Origin of the sequence: Neisseria yangbaofengii (assembly GCF_014898075.1) — a bacterium.
Taxonomy (GTDB): Bacteria; Pseudomonadota; Gammaproteobacteria; order Burkholderiales; family Neisseriaceae; genus Neisseria; species Neisseria yangbaofengii.
This window is the reverse complement of the sequence record NZ_CP062976.1, coordinates 1,935,230-1,952,612: the sequence shown is the minus strand read 5'-3', so window position 1 is coordinate 1,952,612 and position 17,383 is coordinate 1,935,230. Positions and strand designations below refer to the sequence as shown.

The 17,383-nt window shown below is 49.5% G+C and carries 18 protein-coding genes, 1 tRNA gene and 1 pseudogene; 8 read left to right on the top strand and 12 right to left on the bottom strand.

Translation table 11 applies throughout. The features are described 5' to 3' along the window. Positions 1-14 precede the first annotated feature (14 nt). From H4O27_RS09510 to rnhA, 4 genes are all read right to left on the bottom strand, one after another. Positions 15-263 carry a helix-turn-helix domain-containing protein gene (locus H4O27_RS09510; protein ID WP_226883392.1) on the bottom strand — a complete coding sequence of 83 codons (249 nt, stop codon included), beginning with the start codon at positions 261-263 and terminating at the stop codon, positions 15-17. 90 nt (positions 264-353) lie between these two features. Continuing rightward, on the bottom strand, positions 354-1,544 hold the full coding sequence (locus tag H4O27_RS09505; protein WP_165008376.1) for an LD-carboxypeptidase: 1,191 nt from the start codon (positions 1,542-1,544) through the stop codon (positions 354-356). 249 nt (positions 1,545-1,793) lie between these two features. Then, positions 1,794-2,192, bottom strand: a complete 399-nt coding sequence (locus tag H4O27_RS09500) for an HIT family protein (RefSeq protein ID WP_165008374.1) — start codon at positions 2,190-2,192, stop codon at positions 1,794-1,796. Between the two features lie 167 nt (positions 2,193-2,359). After that, positions 2,360-2,797, bottom strand: coding sequence for a ribonuclease HI (rnhA, locus tag H4O27_RS09495; protein ID WP_165008372.1), 438 nt, complete (start codon positions 2,795-2,797; stop codon positions 2,360-2,362). A gap of 109 nt (positions 2,798-2,906) precedes the next feature. Between rnhA and tehB the strand changes: the two genes are divergently transcribed. Continuing rightward, positions 2,907-3,776 (top strand): SAM-dependent methyltransferase TehB, encoded by an 870-nt coding sequence (gene tehB / locus H4O27_RS09490; protein WP_165008370.1) that lies wholly within the window; start codon positions 2,907-2,909, stop codon positions 3,774-3,776. Positions 3,777-3,830: 54 nt separating this feature from the next. Here tehB and prmB read toward each other — a convergent pair whose 3' ends face one another. Further along, a complete protein-coding gene (gene prmB / locus H4O27_RS09485; RefSeq protein WP_165008368.1) occupies positions 3,831-4,730 on the bottom strand; it encodes a 50S ribosomal protein L3 N(5)-glutamine methyltransferase in 900 nt (299 codons plus the stop codon). Positions 4,731-4,929: 199 nt separating this feature from the next. Further along, a complete protein-coding gene (locus tag H4O27_RS09480) occupies positions 4,930-7,185 on the bottom strand; it encodes a nitric-oxide reductase large subunit (protein WP_165008366.1) in 2,256 nt (751 codons plus the stop codon). Between the two features lie 371 nt (positions 7,186-7,556). Between H4O27_RS09480 and nirK the strand changes: the two genes are divergently transcribed. From nirK to H4O27_RS09455, 5 genes and pseudogenes are all read left to right on the top strand, one after another. Continuing rightward, the gene (gene nirK, locus H4O27_RS09475; RefSeq protein WP_165008364.1) at positions 7,557-8,732 is read left to right on the top strand and encodes a copper-containing nitrite reductase; all 1,176 of its coding nucleotides are present in this window, start codon (positions 7,557-7,559) and stop codon (positions 8,730-8,732) included. Between the two features lie 134 nt (positions 8,733-8,866). After that, positions 8,867-9,412 (top strand): c-type cytochrome, encoded by a 546-nt coding sequence (locus H4O27_RS09470; protein WP_165008362.1) that lies wholly within the window; start codon positions 8,867-8,869, stop codon positions 9,410-9,412. 128 nt (positions 9,413-9,540) lie between these two features. Beyond that, on the top strand, positions 9,541-10,299 hold the full coding sequence (locus H4O27_RS09465; protein WP_165008360.1) for a formylglycine-generating enzyme family protein: 759 nt from the start codon (positions 9,541-9,543) through the stop codon (positions 10,297-10,299). 230 nt (positions 10,300-10,529) lie between these two features. After that, positions 10,530-10,799 carry a 30S ribosomal protein S15 gene (rpsO, locus tag H4O27_RS09460; RefSeq protein WP_106742164.1) on the top strand — a complete coding sequence of 90 codons (270 nt, stop codon included), beginning with the start codon at positions 10,530-10,532 and terminating at the stop codon, positions 10,797-10,799. Between the two features lie 119 nt (positions 10,800-10,918). Continuing rightward, positions 10,919-11,451: pseudogene (locus H4O27_RS09455) on the top strand (glutathione peroxidase). An 80-nt stretch (positions 11,452-11,531) separates the two neighbouring features. Here the strand turns inward: H4O27_RS09455 and accD are convergent. The 3 genes from accD to H4O27_RS09440 all read right to left on the bottom strand — a co-directional run bounded on the left by accD (position 11,532) and on the right by H4O27_RS09440 (position 13,894). Continuing rightward, positions 11,532-12,407 carry an acetyl-CoA carboxylase, carboxyltransferase subunit beta gene (gene accD, locus H4O27_RS09450; RefSeq protein ID WP_165008358.1) on the bottom strand — a complete coding sequence of 292 codons (876 nt, stop codon included), beginning with the start codon at positions 12,405-12,407 and terminating at the stop codon, positions 11,532-11,534. Positions 12,408-12,463: 56 nt separating this feature from the next. Next, the gene (gene trpA, locus H4O27_RS09445; RefSeq protein ID WP_165008356.1) at positions 12,464-13,249 is read right to left on the bottom strand and encodes a tryptophan synthase subunit alpha; all 786 of its coding nucleotides are present in this window, start codon (positions 13,247-13,249) and stop codon (positions 12,464-12,466) included. 147 nt (positions 13,250-13,396) lie between these two features. Then, positions 13,397-13,894: an FxsA family protein gene (locus H4O27_RS09440; RefSeq protein ID WP_165008354.1), complete on the bottom strand. Its 498-nt coding sequence runs from the start codon at positions 13,892-13,894 to the stop codon at positions 13,397-13,399. A gap of 345 nt (positions 13,895-14,239) precedes the next feature. Between H4O27_RS09440 and H4O27_RS09435 the strand changes: the two genes are divergently transcribed. Beyond that, positions 14,240-14,911, top strand: a complete 672-nt coding sequence (locus H4O27_RS09435; RefSeq protein WP_165008352.1) for a murein hydrolase activator EnvC family protein — start codon at positions 14,240-14,242, stop codon at positions 14,909-14,911. A gap of 78 nt (positions 14,912-14,989) precedes the next feature. On the opposite strand, the gene dcd is transcribed toward H4O27_RS09435, so the two are convergent. Genes dcd through H4O27_RS09420 form a run of 3 tightly spaced genes read right to left on the bottom strand, consistent with a single transcriptional unit; the run spans position 14,990 to position 16,992 of the window. Next, a complete protein-coding gene (gene dcd / locus H4O27_RS09430; RefSeq protein ID WP_165008350.1) occupies positions 14,990-15,556 on the bottom strand; it encodes a dCTP deaminase in 567 nt (188 codons plus the stop codon). Between the two features lie 60 nt (positions 15,557-15,616). Then, a complete protein-coding gene (locus H4O27_RS09425; RefSeq protein ID WP_165008348.1) occupies positions 15,617-16,042 on the bottom strand; it encodes a hypothetical protein in 426 nt (141 codons plus the stop codon). 50 nt (positions 16,043-16,092) lie between these two features. After that, complete coding sequence (locus H4O27_RS09420; protein WP_165008346.1) at positions 16,093-16,992, bottom strand: recombination-associated protein RdgC; 900 nt, start codon at positions 16,990-16,992, stop codon at positions 16,093-16,095. Between the two features lie 151 nt (positions 16,993-17,143). Here H4O27_RS09420 and H4O27_RS09415 point away from each other — a divergent pair. Continuing rightward, positions 17,144-17,219 (top strand) — tRNA-Glu (locus H4O27_RS09415). Positions 17,220-17,383: the final 164 nt, after the last annotated feature.

Below are 17,383 nucleotides of genomic sequence, written 5' to 3'. Positions count from 1 at the left end.
TGTAACGTAACTCTTCAATCAGTTCCGCCCGGGTTTTTTTCGTGGTCGGGTTTGTCGGCGATAAACGGGTTTTTGCGTTTGGTCTTCATAAACGTAGCCTGCGGGTGTTGAAGTGCGGCGATACCGCCTTGCCGATAGGCGGCTATCCAACGGCGCAGGTGGGTGCGCGAGACGTTGAAGTGCTCTGCGGTGCGCTGTTGGCTGTGCACTTGGTGATAATGGAGTACGGCTCGGTATTTGAAGTGTAGGTTATATTTGGACATAAGAAAACTGCACCTTTTAAAGTTGGAGGGGTGTCCAACTTTTGGGGTGCAGTTCAATATTTTCAGACGGCCTTTCATATCGCAGATGAATTACTCAATTACTTCTTCGGTAATCGTATTGTTGTAAGAAGACGAATCGAAGGTCGGCATTGGCGGCGGCAACAGCATATCGAGGCTGAGGCTGTTGGCATTTAAAGTCGGGTAGCCGCTGAAGGTCACTGAATAGCCGCCGTTGCCGGTGCTGCGCACTTTGGCGTGCGCACCCAGCGGGAAGGTGGCTTTATTGGTGATGTGGCCGAACGGGAAACCGCTCAACACCGGTACGCGGGTCACGCGGTTGATTTGGTTGATCACTGCCGACAAATCATAGCTTGAGTCGTACACATCGCGGATGGTGCCCATACGGAAATCACCAAAAATAATCGCACGTTGCTTTTGCAATACGCCGGAGAGATACAGCGTGTTGAGCATGCGCTCGATGCGGTAAGGCTGTTCGCCCACATCTTCGATAAACAGGATGCCGCCGTTGATATCGGGCATGTAAGGCGTACCGGCCAATGAAGCCAACACGCTCAAATTGCCGCCCCATAATGTGCCTTCCGCATTCACATCGCTGCGTTGGATGGCGGTGATGTCGATGGTGTTGGTGGTATTGGTGGTGCCGCGGATAAACGAATCCATAGTATATATACTCGGATCGGGTTTGCCGAATTCGCTATACACCATTGGGCCTGCGAAACTCATCATATTGCCTTTGGCCAACAAAGCCAATTGCACGGCGCACACGTCGCTGAAGCCGAAAAACAAGGTGCCGCGTTCACGCATACGTGCGCCCAAAGAAGCAAAATCAATGCTTGGCAGTAAACGCGCCGCGCCATAGCCGCCGCGCAAGCCCATCAATACTTTAGGCGTTTTCACGCGGCCGTTGGCGACTTCTTGGAAATCGTTGATGCGCTCGGCATCTGTTCCGGCAAAACGCTGGTAACGGCGCGAACCGGCCTGCTGGTTGGTTACGGTAAAACCGGCGTTATACAGACGGGTTAAGCCGACATTGACGCGGTCGTAAGATTCGGCAAAGCCGGAAGGGGCAACAACACGCAAAATATTGTCGCCGGAGCGGGCAGGTTGAGGGTTGCGGGGTTGCACAGTTTGACTTTTTGAAGGGGTAGGGTTAACAGCAGGTTTTTGAGTAGAGCCGGTGCCGCAGGCTTGCAGCAATCCTGCGCCGGCAACTGCGGCCGAGGCACGCAAAAAATGGCGGCGGGAAGGTTTCCAAGACATAAAACATCCTTTTTGATGGGGCGGAAAACCGCCTGTATAGTTTATTTAACTCAGGCCGGGACCTTTGCAAAATCCCATAGCTTGCCTATCTTCATGATATGTTCTCGCTTTCTGTGCCGCTCTAACTTCGAACTGCACTCAAATCCGGAATTTTCAAAGCTCTCAGGCCGTCTGAAAGCAGGCGGCCGGATAAACGGGATTGATTGAATGTTTCAGACGGCCTGCTGAATATAAAAGGCCGTCCGAAACTTAAGCCAGCAAGGCTTTGATTTGTTTCGGCCAATCTTGCGGCAGCGTCATTTCGTGATTGCGGCCGGCCGGTGCCCAAATCGGAGCCGGAAAATTGGCATCGTTTTCAAAGCGCGCAATCACATGCCAATGCAGGTGCGGAACGACATTGCCCAAGCTCGCCAAATTGATTTTGGCCGGCTGCAACACTTGGCGCATGGCCGATTCCACGCGATAGACCATGCCCATTATTTCATCGCGTTGTGCTTGCGGTAAATCGGTCATTTCCGCGACATGTTCCTGCCAAATCACGCGGCAGAAAGCGGGCGAACCGGCTTCGTTGTGCACGGCAATCACGCGCAGTTTCGGCGTTTGCAGCAAAACGTCTTCATTTTCCGCATGGCAAATCGGGCAATTCATGGCAATCCTTATGGCATCAATCGAATCGAAGCGCATATTTTAAGGGAAAAGGCCGTCTGAATCATCTTTTCAGACGGCCTTTTGACATAACTTTAGAAAAATGTGGCAATTTGTCGGTTGAGAAGCGGGTTTGGCGGAATGTATAATGAATCTTTCATTGGCGCAAACTACATAAACTTCGCTGCCCCACGGTTGGCCAATTCGTCGGCACGTTCGTTTTCCGCATGTCCGGCATGACCTTTAACCCACGTCCAGCGCACATCGTGTCGGTTGACCAACTCATCAAGCATTTTCCACAAATCATCGTTTTTCACCGGTTTTTTAGCGGCAGTTTTCCAGCCGTTTTTCTTCCAGCCGGCAATCCAGCTTTCCATGCCGTTTTTCACGTATTGCGAGTCGGTGCAGATTTGCACGGTGCAACGGCGTTTCAAGCTTTTCAAGCCTTCTATGACGGCGGTGAGTTCCATGCGGTTGTTGGTGGTGTCGGCTTCGCCGCCGAACAGTTCTTTTTCATGCACTCCGTAGCGCATCAACACGCCCCAGCCGCCCGCGCCCGGATTGCCTTTGCAGGAGCCGTCGGTATATAGGTAAACGGTTTTATCCATAAAACGTCTCTTGATTTAACCGCCGAATCATAACACAGGCCGTCTGAAAAGATTGAATTTTAAATAAACAAGCATATAATATGAATGTTATTTAAAAAAAGGAAGCCGCATGAGCGCGTCACAAGCACTATTCTGCTATCGGCAATTGCCGGTCTGGACTGCCGATACCATTCCTGAAGCCTTATTGAGCCGACACAATACGCAAGAAGGTACATGGGGCAATTTAGTCATTAAAAAAGGCCGTCTGAAATTTTATGAATTGTCGGAAACCGGAGAAACCTTGGCCGAACAAGAACTCACGCCCGAGAGCGATGATGTGCTGATTGCGCCGCAGCAATGGCATAAAGTCCAACCGCAAACGGATGACACGGAAATCCAGTTTGAGTTCTACTGCCAAGCCGCCGATTATTTTCACAAAAAATACGGTATGAGCGCCACGCATTCTGCCGTACGCGCCGCTGAAAACATCGTGCCGCCGGGCAAAGCGCTGGACATGGGCTGCGGACAGGGCCGTAATGCGTTGTATCTCGCGTTGCAAGGATTCGACGTAACCGCCGTTGATAACAACCCAATGGCGGTGCAAAACGTGCAGGAACTGGCAGCCCGCGAAGGACTGAAGGTTGATGCGTTTGAATACGATTTAAATGCCGCCAATATTCAGGACGATTTCGATTACATTGTGGCGGCCGTGGTGATGATGTTCCTCCGGCCGCGTTTCATTCCGCAAGTGATTGCCAACATGAAAACGTGCACCAAAGCGGGCGGCTACAATTTGATTGTCTCGGCGATGGATACCGAAGATTTTCCATGCCCGATGCCGTTTCCGTTTAAATTCAGCGAAGGTGAATTGCGCGAATATTATCAGGGTTGGGAATTGATTGAATACAAGGAAGAATTGGGCGCTATGCACGCCAAAGATGAATCCGGCAATCCGATTCGGTTTAAATTTGTGACCATGTTGGCGAAGAAGCCGGAGTAAATAAATAGGCCGTCTGAAAGGAAATGCTTTCAGACGGCCGTTGTATATCGAACGTTATTCTTCGCCCAATAATTGTTCGCGTGTCAGCAGGAATACGAAGCCGTCGCCGCCGCTGGTTTCGAGCCAAGTGAATGGTAATTCAGGGTAAGCAGCTTCGAGTACGTCGCGGTTGTGGCCGATTTCGACCAGTAATACGCCTTTCGGGTTGAGGAATTTGGCTGCCTGCAAAATGATTTCGCGGGTGGCATCCAAGCCGTCTTGGCCGCTGCCGAGTGCCAATTCCGGCTCGTGCAGATATTCGTCGGGCAGGGCATCGACGGATTCGGCATCGACGTATGGCGGGTTGGAAACGATTAAGTCGTATGTGCCTTCCAAGCCTTCGAATAAGTCGGTGTGAATCAGGCTGATTCGGTCTTCTAAGCCGTATTCTTCAACGTTGATGGCGGCGACTTCGAGCGCGTCCAAGCTTAAATCGACGGCATCGATTTCGGCGGCCGGGTAATGATGTGCCATTTGAATGGCCAAGCAGGCACTGCCCGTGCAAAGGTCAAGTGCGCGGTTGATCAATTCGGGGTATTCAATCCAAGGGGTGAGTGAGTCGCCCAGTAATTCATAGATAAAAGAACGCGGCACGATGACGCGTTCGTCAACGTAAAAATCAAAATCGCCCTGCCATGCTTGATTGGTCAGGTAGGCGACCGGCAGACGATCGGTAACGCGACGTTCGATGAGTGCCAATACTTCTTCTTTTTCGGTTTGTAACAGCTTGGCATCGAGATAAGGGTCGAGCGTGTCGAGCGGTAGATTCAGCGTGTGTAAAATCAGATAAGCAGCTTCGTCATACGCATTGTCGGAGCCGTGACCGAAGAAAAGCCCGGCATCGTTAAAACGGCTGACGGCAAAGCGCAAAATGTCGCGGATGGTGGTGAGTTCTTTGGCTGCTTGAGTAAACATGATGATATCGCCGTAACGGTTGGAACGGAGGCATTATAGCAGAAAAGGCGGTCTGGAAAGTTGTCGGTTGCCGCGGGGGAAGGCGGTGGTTTGGCGCATAAAAATCATGTCTAGGAAATGTGATTAAATTTGTTGAAAGCAAGCATCTAAAAGGCCGTCTGAAATATTTCAGACGGCCTTTAAAGTCAGCAATCAAACATTATTTGCTGCGGCTGAATACCATTTTGGTGGCTTGCCATGCGACACAGAATGCACCGCCGATAAACACCAAGTCAGCAGCTGTACGAACCCAGCGCAAGGTATCCAAGAGCTCCATTTGCAGGAATTCTTCGCTACGGGCGTACCACAAACCTTGTGATACAGAAGCCCAAGCTTGAATCGCACCAATCGGCAACAGGCTGATGGCAATCATGCCGACCAAACCGCCGTTGAGCAGCCAGAAGCCCCAAGTCATCAATTTGTCGTCGAATTGTGCTTCAGGTTTGATGTAGCGGGCTACCAGCAAGACGAAGCCCAGTGCCAAGAAACCATATACGCCGAACAGAGCCGCGTGCGCGTGAACTGCGGTGGTGTTCAGACCTTGGATGTAGAACAGGGAAATCGGCGGGTTAATCAGGAAGCCGAATACACCGGCACCGATCATGTTCCAGAATGCCACGGCAACGAAGCACATCAGCGGCCAACGCAGGCGTTTTGCCCATTCGGTAGTGTTTTGGTAAGACCAATGCTCATAAGCTTCACGACCCAGCAATACTAAAGGTACCACTTCCAAGGCAGAGAAACATGCGCCGATGGCCATAGAGGCAGAAGTCGAGCCGGTAAAGTACAAGTGGTGCAGGGTACCCGGGATACCACCCATCATGAAGATGGCGGCAGCGGCCAGAGTAGAAGCGGTAGCGGTACTGCGGCGTACGAAGCCCATGTTGTAGAAAATGAAGGCAAAAGCGGCAGTGGCAAATACTTCGAAGAAGCCTTCTACCCACAAGTGAACCACCCACCAGCGCCAGTATTCCATCACGGCAATCGGCGATTTTTCACCGTAGAACAAGCCCGGTGCGTAGAACACCCCCACGCCGACCATAGAGGCCACGAAAATTGCCAGCAAGTTTTTGTCGGTGCCTTTTTCACGGAAGGCGTTTACCGTACAACGCAACATCAGGAACAACCACAACAGCAAGCCTACCATCAGCAAGAGCTGCCAAAAGCGGCCTAAATCTAAGTATTCATAGCCTTGGTGGCCGAACCAGAAGTTTGATTCAGGCGGCATTATGTGTGACAAGGCGAAGAAGTTACCGGCGTATGAACCGGCTACGACGATAAACAGGGCGATATACAGGAAGTTTACGCCTGCTACTTGGAATTTAGGGTCTTTGCCGCCGTTGACAATTGGCGCCAAGAACAAACCAGCCGTCAGGAAGCCTGTGGCAATCCAGAAAATCGCCGATTGGATATGCCAAGTACGGGTCAGCGAGTAAGGCAACCAGTCGGAAATCTCGATACCCAACGCTTTATCGATGCCGTAGAAGCCTTGGCCTTCAACAGTATAGTGCGCAGTCAGACCGCCCAATAATACTTGTGCACAGAACAATGCAACAGTCAGGAATACATATTTGCCCAAGGCTTTTTGAGAAGGAGTCAAAGTAATTTTCGCCACCGGATCTTCGGTTGGGATTTCAACTTCTTCATGTTTGGTCAGGAATGAGTAACCCCACATCAATAAGCCGATGCCCAACAGCAACAGAACGATACTGGTGAACGACCACATGTAGTTTTCCGTAGTCGGCACGTTGTTGATCAAAGGCTCGTGCGGCCAGTTGTTGGTGTAGGTAAAGACTTCGTCAGGGCGGTTGGTCGAAGCAGACCATGCAGTCCAGAAGAAGAAGTTAAACAATTTTTCACGTGCTTCTTCACTTGGCAATGTGTTGTTTTTCATTGCAAAGTGTTCACGGGTAGACTGCAATGCAGGATCGTCGCTGTAAACGCCGTGGTAGTAAGGCAGAATGGTTTCGATGGCTTTTGCGCGCGTATCGCTGATGACTACCGAGCCGTCTTCTTTTATGGCGCTTTGGACACGGTATTCGTCTTGCAAGCGGGTTTTTAACACAGCTTGCTCTTCAGCAGCCAACTCATCGAATTTTTTGCCGTAATCGGCTTGGGCAGTCAAGTCTAACCATGCCGCCAGCTCGCGGTGCAGCCAGTCTGCGGTCCAGTCAGGTGCTTGGTATGCACCGTGACCCAATACGGAACCGACTTCCATACCGCCAGTGGTTTGCCAAGCGGATTGGCCGGCGAGAATATCGTCTTTGGTCATCAACTTTTTGCCGGAAGCGGTAACGACTTGTTCAGGGTAAGGAGGCGCTTTCTTATAGATCTCGCTACCCATATAACCAAGAATGGTGAAACAGACTGTCAGCACTGCAATCAGCAGTAGCCAAAGTTTCTTGTACTGTCCCATTTTAGTACTCCTTGTTTTGGTAAATGGTAAATGGTTTATTTAATTCATAAAATATGAATGTTAAAGATTGTAGCATGATTTATACTTTAGTAAAACGATTTCTATGGATATTTGTCATTAAAAGGTTGATATAAATTAAATTTAAGCTGTTTTAGTCTTTTTGTTGGAAATATATCGGCTGAAAATTTGTAGCTTCTTCACTTCTTCATTGGTTTGAACATGAAAAAGTAGTGCTTTGAAATGAAGTTTTGATTAAAAGTGCATATTTTATGAATTAATTGATTTAGGTCAAGATACGTAAATTCAGAAAGCTACATAATGAATTCAAACAACAAGCCAATTAACATTTCTTCAAAAAAAAGGAAATCACTATGAAACGCCAAGCCTTAGCTGCAATCATCGCTTCTGTATTCGCTTTGGCTGCTTGCGGTCAGCAAGCAGCGGAAAAACCGGCCGAACAACCGGCTGCTGCCGAAGCAACTGCATCTGCCGCTTCAACTGCTGAGCAATCTGCTGCTGCCGAAACCCCTGCCGGTGAATTACCGGTAATTGATGCAATCGTGACTCATGCCCCTGAAGTGCCACCTGCAATCGACCGCGATTACCCTGCTAAAGTACGTGTGAAAATGGAAACCGTTGAGAAAACCATGAAAATGGCCGACGGTGTGGATTATCACTACTGGACATTTGATGGCGATGTTCCGGGCCGCATGATTCGTGTTCGTGAGGGCGATACCGTAGAAGTTGAATTCTCTAACAATCCGAGCTCAACCGTACCGCACAACGTGGACTTCCACGCAGCAACCGGCCAAGGCGGTGGTGCGGCGGCAACCTTTACTGCTCCCGGCCGCACTTCGACTTTCAGCTTCAAAGCTTTGCAATCCGGTCTGTATATTTACCACTGTGCGGTTGCGCCTGTGGGTATGCACATCGCCAACGGTATGTATGGTTTGATTTTGGTAGAGCCTAAAGAAGGTCTGCCAAAAGTGGACAAAGAATTCTACGTCGTTCAAGGTGACTTCTACACCAAAGGCAAATACGGTGCCCAAGGTCTGCAAGCCTTCGATATGGACAAAGCAGTTAAAGAGCAACCCGAATATGTTGTATTCAATGGTCACGTTGGCGCGATTGCCGGTGATAACGCATTGAAAGCCAATGTTGGCGATACCGTACGTATGTACGTAGGTAACGGTGGTCCAAACTTAGTATCTTCATTCCACGTGATTGGTGAAATCTTCGATAAAGTATATGTTGAAGGCGGTAAACTGATTAACGAAAACGTACAAAGCACCATCGTTCCTGCCGGTGGCGCAGCAATCGTAGAATTTAAAGTGGATATCCCGGGCAGCTACACTTTGGTTGACCACTCTATCTTCCGTGCGTTCAACAAAGGTGCGTTGGGCCAATTGAAAGTAGAGGGTGAAGAAAACCCGGAAATCATGACCCAAAAATTGAGCGACACTGAGTACAAACCTGCTGGCGCGCCTGCAGCCGCCGCAGCTTCTGCTCCAGCGGCAGAACCGGCCGCTGAAGCTTCTGCACCGTAAATTTACTGACACGGTAGCAATTGAAAGCAGTAAAGCAATAAAAAAGCCACTGTTATCTTGGCTGAAACTAGGATAGCAGTGGTTTTTTACATAAATATAACAATACAACATGTTAACGCAAAAGGAATGCCATCATGAAGCGCCAAACCATCGCAGCCTTATCGGCATCTGTATTCCTATTGGCAGCCTGTTCAGGTTCTGAACCTGCTGCCGAAAGGCCGGCAGAAACCGCACCCGTAGCCGAAACCCCGGCACCTGCCGTCGGAACCGCACCGGCCGTTGAGGCCGAACCTGCTATTGAAACCGCATCTGCTATTGAAACCGCACCTGCCGCTGCTGCCGAATTGTCGCAAGACGAGCAAATTAAGTTGGGCAAGGCTGTTTATGATTCCAACTGTATGGCGTGTCATGGTGCCGAAGGGAAGGGCGTAGAAGGTACGTTCCCACCATTGGAAAAATCGGATTATTTTGCTAAAGACAACACCAAATTGGTTCATGCCGTTACCAAAGGTGTGAACGGTATGATTAAAGTGAAGGGGAAAGACTACAACGGTGTTATGCCTGCCGTGCCGTTGAGTGATCAAGATGTTGCCAATGTGGTGACTTATGTTTTGAACAGCTTCGGTAATAACGGCGGTCAAATATCTGCTGCCGAAGTCGCTGAAATCAAAAGCAAATAAACTCAGTTTCAGGCCGTCTGAAACCTTTCAGACGGCCTATCGGGCCCTAAGTTTATTTTTCAGACGGCCTGATGAAAAACATGCCGTCTGAAAAATAGATTTCCACCATAATCATAAGGGCACACATCATGAAAACCATTTCGCTATCCGTTATAAGCTTATTGGTCTGTAGCAGCGCAATGGCAGCTGAAATGGCCACCGTCGAAGCGGGCAGCTATCGTCCGCTGTATCTGAAAAAAGATACCCCGATGATTCATGTTAGGTCATTCAAAATCGACAAATATCCGGTGACCAACGCCGAATTTGCCGAATTTGTGAAAAAGCATCCGCAATGGCAAAAAGGCAAAGCCAATAAAAAACAAGTCGAGCCGACTTATTTAAAACATTGGAACCGAACCGGCAGCAACGCCTATGCGCCTAAGCCCAATGAAATGAAACACCCCGTGACCAATGTGTCATGGTTTGCCGCCAATGCCTACTGCACCGCACAAGGCAAACGCCTGCCGACGATCGACGAATGGGAGTTGGCCGGCTTGGCATCGGCTACCCAGAAAAACGGTTCCAACGAAGAAAGCTATAACCGTACCATCTTAGATTGGTATGCCGATGGCGGCCGTAACGGTTTGCGAAATGTCGGTATGGGTAAACCCAATTATTATGGCCTGTACGACATGCACGGCCTGATTTGGGAATGGACGGAAGATTTCAACAGCAGCTTGCTGAATTCCGGTTCGGCAGACAGCTCCATGTTCTGTAGCGGCGCATCGTTAGGCTCGACCGATCCGACCAACTATGCCGCATTCTTGCGCTTCGGTATCCGCACCAGCCTGCAATCCAAATACGGTTTGCACAATTTAGGTTTCCGCTGCGCCGCTTCAGCGAAATAAAGGTTTTTTTTTGCGTTTTATATCACCAAAGCAGCTTGGGCGATGCCGCAAGGCATCGCCACTTTTTTGTCGCCAAAACCGCAAAGTTGCAATTAAAACGTGCAACATTATCCGAAATATGGCATAATCCAGCCATCTTTAAAAAAAGATATCAGGAGTTTGCATCAGTTTCGGCTTGGCAAACTTGTCCGAACCTTAAAGGTTCTTTTTATTTTTTGGAGTATTCCATCATGGCATTGACCGTAGAACAAAAAGCGGAAATCGTTAAAGATTTCCAACGCAAAGAAGGCGATACCGGTTCTTCTGAAGTGCAAGTTGCCTTGTTGACTTTCCGCATCAACGACTTGACCCCTCACTTCAAAGCCAACCCTAAAGACCACCACAGCCGTCGCGGTTTGTTGAAAATGGTGAGCGCGCGTCGTCGTCTGCTGACTTACTTGCGTCGTACCAAACCTGAAACTTACCGTAACGTAATTACTCGTTTGGGTCTGCGTAAATAATCTTTATGCATTTGAAAACACCGCTTTTAAAGCGGTGTTTTTTATTATGGAGGCCGTCTGAAACTTGTGTTTCTTTTCAGACGGCCTTGTAATGAAACATATTAATCGAGGAGCGTAAGATGAAAGTGTGCGATTTCGTGGTGAAAGACACCCAAGATCAGGAAGTGAATTTGAGCGATTGCAAGGGCAAAGTATTACTGATTGCGAACACCGCACGCGCTGCGGCTTAACCCCGCAATATGAGGAATTGCAGCAGCTCTATGCGCAATATACTGAACAAGGCTTGGAAATTTTGGATGTCACATGCAACCAATTCCGTGGGCAAACACCGGAGAGCAGTAGCGAAATTGCTCAAGCCTGCCAAATGAAATTCGGTACCAAATTCAAGATTTTCGATATGATTGATGTCAATGGTGAAAATGCCGCGCTGCTTTATGCCTATCCCAAATCTGAAAAGCCGGAAGACAAGGCCAATTATGTGTTCAAAGATTTATTGCTGAAGCTGGCCTCGATCAGCGAGAAGCGCGGATGCAGCGACATCAGATGGCATTTCGCGAAATTTTTGGTCAACCGCAATGGTGAAGTCGTAGCACGTTTTGCGCCAAGTGCGAAACCCTCTGAAATTAAACAAGATATCCGCGCGTTGCAGTAATTGATTCATGCGGTAAAAAGGCCGTCTGAAAACCATTAGGTTATTTTAATGATTTTCAGACGGCCTTTTGGCTTAACCGGTTAAGCGGCGGTAATTTTACCGCGACGGGTCAGCAATGTAATCAAATCGCAAATACGCTGTTTCATATCGCGACGGTCAACGATTTGGTCAATCGCGCCTTTTTCCAACAAGAATTCAGCGCGTTGGAAGCCTTCCGGCAAGGTTTCGCGCACAGTTTGTTCAATCACGCGCGGACCGGCGAAGCCGATTAAGGCATTTGGCTCGGCTAAAACCACATCGCCCAAGAAGGCAAAGCTGGCCGATACGCCGCCCATGGTCGGGTCGGTCAGTACGGAAATAAACGGCAGGCTTTTTTCGCTTAATAAATGCAGCGCCGCGCTGGTTTTGGTCATTTGCATCAATGAGTTTACGCCTTCTTGCATACGTGCGCCGCCCGAAGCGGCTACGCAAATAAACGGGCAGTTGTCGGCCACGGCACGGCGCACGCCTTGTACAAAGCGTTCACCGACTACCGAACCCATCGAGCCGCCGATAAAGCGGAATTCAAATGCGGCAATCACCACCGGTAAGCCGTTCATGGTGCCTTTCATCACCACCATGGCATCGTCTTCGCCGGTTTGTTTTTTGGCGGCACTTAGGCGGTCAGGGTATTTTTTGCTGTCTTTAAACTTCAGTGCATCGGTCGGTTTGACTTGTGAGCCGATTTCTTCACGGCTGTTTTCATCCAGCAGCAGGTTTAAGCGTTCGCGGGCGGACAACGGGTTGTGGTAGTTGCACTTGGTGCAGACCATATCGTTTTGTTTCAGCTCGGAAGAGTAAATGGTTGCGGCGCAAGAGGGGCATTTGTGCCACAAACCTTCCGGCACGGTAGAAGATGCGCTTTCGGCACCGTCGCGTTTAATCTTGGGTGGCAGGATTTTATCTAACCAACTCATGGATGACTCCTAAGGGATGTTTCAGACGGCCTGTGATGTTCAGACGGATGTCTGGCTTAACGGATGGCGTCTTTCAATTCTTTCGCCAACAGACCGACTGCTTCTGCTTCGCGGCCTGCGTTGTCTTCGATTTCTTTAACGATGCGGCTGCCGACAATCACAGCATCGGCAACGGCACCGATTTTGCGTGCGCTTTCGGCATTGTTGATGCCGAAGCCGACGCCAATCGGAATGTCGATATATTTACGCAAAAGCTCTATTTTACGCGAAACTTCATCAGTATCCAAGCCGGCTGCGCCGGTCACGCCTTTTAGGGAAACGTAATACACGAAGCCGCCCGCCAATTTGGCGATGGTTTGAATACGCGCTTCGGTGGTGGTCGGGGCAATCAGGAAAATACAGTCAATGCCGCGTGATTCCAGTGCTTTTTGCAGCGGCTCGATGGTTTCGGCCGGCGAATCTACGGTCAACACGCCGTCCACACCGGCTTCGGCGGCCGCTTGGGCAAAGGCTTCATAGCCCATTTTGTGAATCGGGTTGAGATAACCCATCAAGACGACAGGTGTGCGGGTGTTTTGTTCACGGAAACGGCGCACCACGTTCAGCACATCTTTCAGCGAAACATGATTTTTCAATGCGCGTTCGGCGGCGCGTTGAATGGTCGGGCCATCGGCCATCGGGTCGGAGAAAGGCACGCCCAATTCTAAAATATCGGCGCTGTTTTCTACCAAACTGTGCATCAGGGCAAGCGTGGTGTCTGTATCGGGGTCGCCTACGGTGATATAGGGAATCAGGGCTTTGGCGCCGTTTAAATCGGCAAAGGTCTGCTGGATTCTGCTCATCTTGTTCTCGTGTTCAAGCTCAGACGCTAAACGCAGCGCCTAAATGCAAATCAATAATCGTCTAAGTATAACATTGCCGCCTTGTAAATAGACAGGCCGTCTGAAAAAATTATTCATTTTCAGACGGCCTGTTTGGGATAGGGCGGATTAATCGGGTTTGTGTTCGATATAACCTTTGTTTTTGCTGCGCGGATCAACGCGGGTCACGGTGGTGTACTCGGCATCGATGATGTCGTCGTCTTTCGGCTGCGTTGATTGTCGGGTAAACGGATTTTGTGTGCGATGAGGGTTGAAAGTGGCGGTATGCACGCTCATGTCGGCAATCGGTTTGCCTTTAATCGGCAGCAACAAAATCAGTGCGACAACCATAGAAGCAAAGCCCGGGCTCATCAGCAGCAAACCGGCCAATGCAAAACGAATCGGCCACAAAAGCTGATACATGGAAATTTCTTTGCCGCTGCGCATGGTGGCACCTGCTAATAACACGCCCGACATACCGGTACGGCGCAGCATGAATACGCCGAGCGCAAAGCTGGCAATCATCAGCAAAAAGGTCGGGCCGCCGCCGAGCCAATCGGCAACCCAAACAATCGACATGATTTCTAAAAAGATGAGTACCAAAAAGCCGATACTTAAAAATTGCATGGTTGGTTCCTTATGGATTTTAGCGTTAGGTTGAGATATTAACATAAAGGTGTTTGCGCCACCTTTCAAGGTGGCAAAATGTGAAAACGCGTAAGCTTGCGCAGCGGTAAAAGTAAGTAAATGGAATGTTAAAAACTTAGCTTCAGGCAGGCATGGCAGGGTTTGGATTTTTTGTGTTTCCCAAGATTCTCGAAATGGTTTGTTTTGATGAAAAGGCCGTCTGAACAGCATTTCAGACGGCCTTTAAACATTTCCGCTGACTATGCCAAAAGAAGTCACGCCGACATCATAAATACCAAGCGGGGGCATGGCGGATAAACGGCAGATTTGGTATCCTTATGCCCTATGAAAACACAGACACTTATCACCATCTCAACCCGCTGCAAAACGATTTTGCTTACCGGCATGGCGGCGCTGCTTGCCGCCTGCGCTTCAAACCAAACCAAACCGGTGCCGGAAGGCTATTACCGCGTTCAATCAGGCGATACCTTATACCGCATCGCCAAACGTTACGGCCAAAGCGTGCAAACTTTGGCAACTTGGAACAATTTGACTAATTCTTCCAAAATCGAAGTCGGCCAAGTCTTGCGTGTGCGCCGTGATGCAGCTGCCAATCCTTCGGCCGCCCGTTCGGTCGCACCGGTTAACCGCCTGCAGCTGCAATGGCCGGCGGATAACGGCGGCAACAGCATTATCCGGCGCTACAACGGTGTGACCAACAAAGGCATCGATATTTCAGGCTATCGCGGTCAAACCGTGAAAGCCGCTGCTGCCGGCCAAGTGATTTATGTCGGTGAAGGCGTGCGTGGCTACGGCAAACTGATTTTAATCAGCCACAACACCTCAACCATCACCGCCTATGCGCACAACGACAATATTTTGGTACAAAAAGACCAAAACGTGCATGCCGGTCAGCCTATCGGCAATATGGGCAGCACCGACAGCGATCAAGTGAAGCTGCATTTTGAAGTGCGGATTAACGGTAAAGCGGTTGACCCGATGATACATTTGCCATGATAAGTTTAAATAAACCATTAAAAGGCCGTCTGAAACCCAAGTTTTCAGACGGCCTTTTGATAGGTATTTGAATGCACATCAAGTTTTCGGCAAGGTCACACCGGTTTGCCTCATGTATTTGCCGTTGCGGTCTTTGTAAGATGTTTCGCACACTTCGTCGCTCTCGAAGAACAATACTTGCGCTACGCCTTCGCCGGCGTAGATTTTAGCCGGAAGCGGGGTGGTGTTGGAAAATTCCAGCGTAACATAGCCTTCCCATTCCGGCTCGAACGGGGTGACATTCACAATAATGCCGCAGCGGGCGTAGGTTGACTTGCCCAAGCATACGGTCAACACATTGCGCGGAATGCGGAAATATTCCACCGTGCGCGCCAGTGCGAATGAGTTCGGCGGAATGATGCAGCAATCGTCTTCGACGGTGACGAAGTTTTTCGGATCGAAATTTTTCGGATCGACGATGGTGCTGTTGATGTTGGTGAAAATTTTGAATTCGTTGGCGCAGCGGATGTCGTAGCCGTAGCTGGACGTGCCGTAGGAAATAATGCGCTGGCCGTTGATTTCCTTGATTTGGTTCGGCTCAAACGGCTCAATCATGCCGTGTTCTTCGCTCATGCGGCGAATCCATTTGTCTGATTTAATGCTCATGCTGATTCCTTGTAAGCAGTATGGTTTTCAGACGGCCTGTTTAATGAGGCTGTCTGAACACTATTTTTTCTTAGGCTGATTGGTTAATTTGACGTCTTTCATCATGCCTTTGTCAAAGGTGATGACAAACAGCGGCTCGTTGTTTTGCGTGACTTGGAATCGACCTTCGGCAAAACCTTGTTTGAATTGGCCGGTTAACACCATATTGTTCAGGCGGGCGCTGTCGACGGAAAACGGCTCAAGAAATACCGTTTTGCCGGTGTAGATGGTGTAAGTGCCTTTGCCGTCGAAGCGGCCGTTTTTAAACTGGCCTTGGTAGCTGCGGCCGTCTTGGCAAGCCCATGTACCTTTGCCGTGTGGTATGTCGGCTTTGTCCACTTCGCCTTCGTAACGGCAGCCCTTGGTTTGGTAAGGATCAATCACCGCCGCGTTCGCCGGTTGCCACAATGCCAAACCTAAAGGTAAAAACGCTAAATATTTCAACATAAACCACTCCTTAATGGTTTCAGACGGCCTATTCATCAGGCCGTCTGAAATTATTCCTGCCAGCCGCCCAGATAAGAAACCAATTCTTCCAGCATGGTGCTGATTGCTTCCGTCATCAAAATTTGCGAAGCAAAGGTCAGGCTGGCGGCATCGTCGCCGTTGTTTTCCGCTTCTTCCTGCAACACATCCAAATACTGAATGCGCTTGAGCGTGAAATCCTGCGTCAGGATAAACGCAATCTGCTCGCGCCACACCAAGCCCAGTTGGGTGACGGTTTTGCCGTTTTTCACATGCTGCACCACTTCATCGGCGGTCAAATCCTGTTTGGATACTTTTACCGTCGGCACCACATCGCCCACGCCTTTGAGTTCGCAATCACTGTCCAACTCAAAACCGCCTTCGCAATGGCCGTCGAGCAGCCAAGAAGTCATCAGTGAAGAAGGAGACTGCTTGGTATTCGGCAAACTCGCTTCCAAGCCGCCCAAGGCTTCGCGCAATTGGGTCAACAGATTTTCCGCTTTGGCAGAAGAAGCATTGTTCACCAGCAAATAACCATGGCGCGTATCCAATACCGCCTGCGTGCGGCTGGAGCGGGTAAACGCGCGCGGCAGCAAATCATCGGTGATGATCTCTTTCAATTCCTGCTTTTCCTTGCGGCCGACATTGCGGCCTTCGTTATTTTGGATTTCCAAAACCTTGTCGTCCAAAATATCGCGGATGACACCCGCAGGCAAGACTTTCTCTTCTTTTTTCAAGGCCACGCGCCAAGTGTAATCGGCCGGAAAAACCAATTCAGGCGAGAAAGAAACAGGTGAGGCAAAGCCTTCGCTGAACCAATCCAAACCCTGGCAATGGGTAAATTCGGCTTCGCCCAGTTTGGCCGCCAAAATCTCCAATTCAGGCAGTTTTTCCTTGTTGACAGGGTAAAAACTGATTTGCTTAAACCACATCTGATTTTCCTTTCCTTAAAACGCCTCCATTATACAGATTTTAGCCGCAAAAATGGATAAAGGCCGTCTGAAAAACATGCCGAGGTTAAAATAATCGCGCGGCTGTGTTGACAGTATAAAACGGCTTCGGTATAGTCTCGTCTTCGGTTACGCGCCCATCGTCTAGAGGCCTAGGACACTGCCCTTTCACGGCGGCAACCGGGGTTCGAATCCCCGTGGGCGTGCCAGATTTCGATTAAAGCCCTGCTGGTTTCAGCAGGGCTTTAGTTTTTTGTTTGATTAAACGTTGCATCCAAATTTTCAGACGGCCTTTCCATTTCACACGATTTTCATGCTGCTGAAAATACTTCGGATTTGGTTTACAATACCGCTATTCATATTTTAGCTATCG